The organism is Candidatus Manganitrophaceae bacterium (assembly GCA_012960925.1).
In the GTDB taxonomy this organism is placed as follows: domain Bacteria; phylum Nitrospirota; class Nitrospiria; order SBBL01; family JAADHI01; genus DUAG01.
In genome coordinates, this window is the sequence record DUAG01000028.1 from 1 (window position 1) to 2954 (window position 2954).

General features: G+C 46.3%; 5 protein-coding genes. 2 read left to right on the top strand and 3 right to left on the bottom strand.

What is annotated here, in order from left to right; genetic code table 11:
• Positions 1–114: 114 nt before the first annotated feature.
• Positions 115–741, bottom strand: coding sequence for a transcriptional repressor LexA (lexA, locus tag EYQ01_03585; protein HIE64895.1), 627 nt, complete (start codon positions 739–741; stop codon positions 115–117).
• Positions 742–1176: 435 nt separating this feature from the next.
• Here lexA and EYQ01_03590 point away from each other — a divergent pair, with 435 nt between their 5' ends.
• Positions 1177–1551 (top strand): DUF1738 domain-containing protein, encoded by a 375-nt coding sequence (locus tag EYQ01_03590; protein HIE64896.1) that lies wholly within the window; start codon positions 1177–1179, stop codon positions 1549–1551.
• 290 nt (positions 1552–1841) lie between these two features.
• Here EYQ01_03590 and EYQ01_03595 read toward each other — a convergent pair whose 3' ends face one another.
• Together EYQ01_03595 and EYQ01_03600 are read right to left on the bottom strand one after the other, a co-directional pair.
• The gene (locus EYQ01_03595) at positions 1842–2090 is read right to left on the bottom strand and encodes a diguanylate cyclase (protein HIE64897.1); all 249 of its coding nucleotides are present in this window, start codon (positions 2088–2090) and stop codon (positions 1842–1844) included.
• 9 nt (positions 2091–2099) lie between these two features.
• Positions 2100–2465, bottom strand: coding sequence for a diguanylate cyclase (locus EYQ01_03600; protein HIE64898.1), 366 nt, complete (start codon positions 2463–2465; stop codon positions 2100–2102).
• A gap of 64 nt (positions 2466–2529) precedes the next feature.
• Here EYQ01_03600 and EYQ01_03605 point away from each other — a divergent pair.
• The coding region (locus tag EYQ01_03605) for an IS6 family transposase (protein HIE64899.1) at positions 2530–2954 on the top strand (425 nt) is incomplete at its 3' end.

Below are 2954 nucleotides of genomic sequence, written 5' to 3' on the forward strand. Positions count from 1 at the left end.
AGATGGGATTGAGATCAATAAATCAGATCAGGTCGCCGCTTAATGAAGATCTCATACACCAGATTTGACAATAACTCTAGTGAAAATCCGAGGACTCTAAATTGTTACAACCCCTTAGCTGCGCTTGATAGGCTTGTTCATATCCAGCCGGAACAAGCCTTCGACTTTGCCCAGAATTTGAAGAGGAGGATCTTTTTTGGTAATCACGATGGGTGCAAAGGCATCATTTTTGGGTTTTAGTACTACCCTATTTTTCTCTTTGATCAGTTGTTTTACTGTGGCTTCTCCCTCGATCATGGCGACGACTATCTCCCCCGATTCCGCATCCCTTTGTGGTTTAACCAAGACCAGATCTCCATCCAATATCCCCGCGTCCTTCATGCTTCCCCCCTGTACCTTTAAGAGAAAAACATCCTCCCATCGGGCAATGGTCGGATCGAGCATGAGGTGCCCCATCAGGTATTCCTCCGCAAGTATGGGTGATCCGGCGGCAACTTTTCCCAGGATCGGAACAGACCGACCGGAAGCGTGCCCGAGGACCTCAATCGCCCGAGCGCCTTTCCCCCTCCGAACATAGCCTTTCTTCTCAAGGGCGAGGAGATGCCGTTGCACGCCCAATATGCCGACCATCTGAAAATGATCGGCAATCTCCCGCTGTGACGGAGGATAGCCCTGCTCCTCTATCGTATGGCGGATAAAACCGAGGACCTCTTTTTGTCTGTTCGTCAGTGAAGTAGCCATACAACTACTATCCTAAGAAATATGAAGACATTTGTCAAGCCCGGTGGATAGCCTTAATTCCACGATTACGGAATTAGAAACCGCCGATTCGTCTGAAATTACCTCGTTATCGGCCAACGGGTTCCTCACCGTACAGGTGAGTACGCCTCGCTCACCCTTATGGCCTCTGGTCTTGTCTTTCAGGCGACTTGACCGTTTATCCCAAGATCCAATCGCTGATCTTGGGAACAGTGAAAGGTTGGATTAAAGAGAGGGATTCAAAAACTTAGAGGGGAGGAGTTCTTTCCGTTGAGTTATCTTGCGAAGCGATAACATCCAACATGCTTAGAAATGACGATTTCAAGGAAAAATAGCACCTAGTGGTTAAAAGAAATTTGTTTTTAGGGGAAGTAGGTCCAATCAAACGGAGGACGCACAATGACAGTTTACGAGATGATGACAGAGCGGATTATTAGAAGAACCCCGCCGGAGAGCAACGGGGATCCTTCGACCCGAGAGGAAAAATACTTTATTTTTATTCGCTCGCTTACCCCGCCCAGGGAGGACAAGAATTGTGCTCGCTATGCGTGTTTACAATTAGAACGCGGGACAGTCCCTTGGCAGAAACCCTGGAACAGTACCACCCGGATTCCGAAAAATCTTCTCTCGGGTAAGGAATTTATCGGGGGATCAATCTTTATTGCACGAATCTACTGCGAGCGTCTCATGCATTCAACGGACACGATTTTCCAGAACATTTCTTGCTCACCGTATAGACACATACGCTTCCGCTCAAAACAATCTGGTTTACCCCATCCCTCAAGCACCTGATCCGCTCTCGCTACGATTCAATAATTCCAACTACAAAATCAACGCTAAGTTTTTATTCGCTTGCCAAATCCCGCCCTGAAAGGCCAGGGGGTACGCTTATTATATGTACTCATATCAAGCCTGAACTTTAGACAACAATGTAACCGATTACCATTTGGAATATTGAGGTAAGATAAACTGGTTCTCTTTTGTTCGTGGGCGAGTAACTCTCAGGCCCAACGAGGAGGCCTGGTTATAGGCTTACCATGATGGGTCCAAAAGACTTCTCGCCTGCCCCCTATATCCATACTTTACAAAACCAGATAAGGGGAACTCGTTTGAGCGAATATCCTTTTATCAAATTCTTTGCTGAAAAAACGGAAGGTGTTACGTCCGGCGTTCTTAGCCTTATACATCGCTTGGTCTGCATTCTTAATCAGGACGATTACTTCCTCGCCGTCACTAGGTGTGATCGTGATTCCCATACTGATACCGACAGAGACCTTATGTCCTTCAACCTTGAAAGAATGAGATAACCTTCTGATGATTTTCTTAGCCACATTTGCGACCTATCTTCTCCCTGTAGTATTTGACAGGACGATGAGAAATTCATCACCACCGGCACGAGCAACGGTGTCCGTCTCACGGACACAGGAGAGTAGCCGGTTGGCGGTCTCCTTGAGGATCTCGTCCCCAAGGAGACCGCCGTGGGTGTCGTTGATAGATTTAAATCCGTCTAGATCAAGAAAGAAGACAGCTATTTGTGAAGGCTTGCGTCTCGATTGTTTTAGGGCTTGGGATAACCGTTCTTTGAATAGAACCTGGTTAGCTAGACCCGTGAGCTGGTCGTAATGTGCTAGGCTTTGAATCTTCGCCTCGTCTTGTTTGTGTTTCGTGATGTCGGTGAATATTCGGTTCTGTCGCAAAGTTCGGATTGTTTTTACAGTGGGTTCATAATAGCATCCGTGTCATCAAAAAAATACTGTTTTTGGAGCCCTTATGCTAAGTTTTAAAGGATGCCATTTTGAGAAAGACATCATCTTGTTATGCAACCGATGGTACCTGTCTTATCCTCTGAGCTACCGTCACATCGAAGAGATGATGGAAGAACGTGGAATCGGTGTGGACCACTCAACCATCAACCGCTGGGTTTTGAAATTTACTCCTTCTATCGAGAAAGAATTTAGAAAGAAGAAGAGACCCATTGGCCAGAGTTGGAGAATGGATGAGACCTATGTCTCCGTCAAAGGTGAATGGAAGTATTTATACCGTGCGGTAGATAAACAGGGTCTAACGATAGATTTTATCCTTACTGCAAAGCGGGATTGGAATGCAGCGCTGAGATTTCTAAACAAGGCGATAAAATTCCGGAAGAAACCCTCGAAGATTAACATCGACAAGAGCGGGGCTAACAAAGCTGGAAT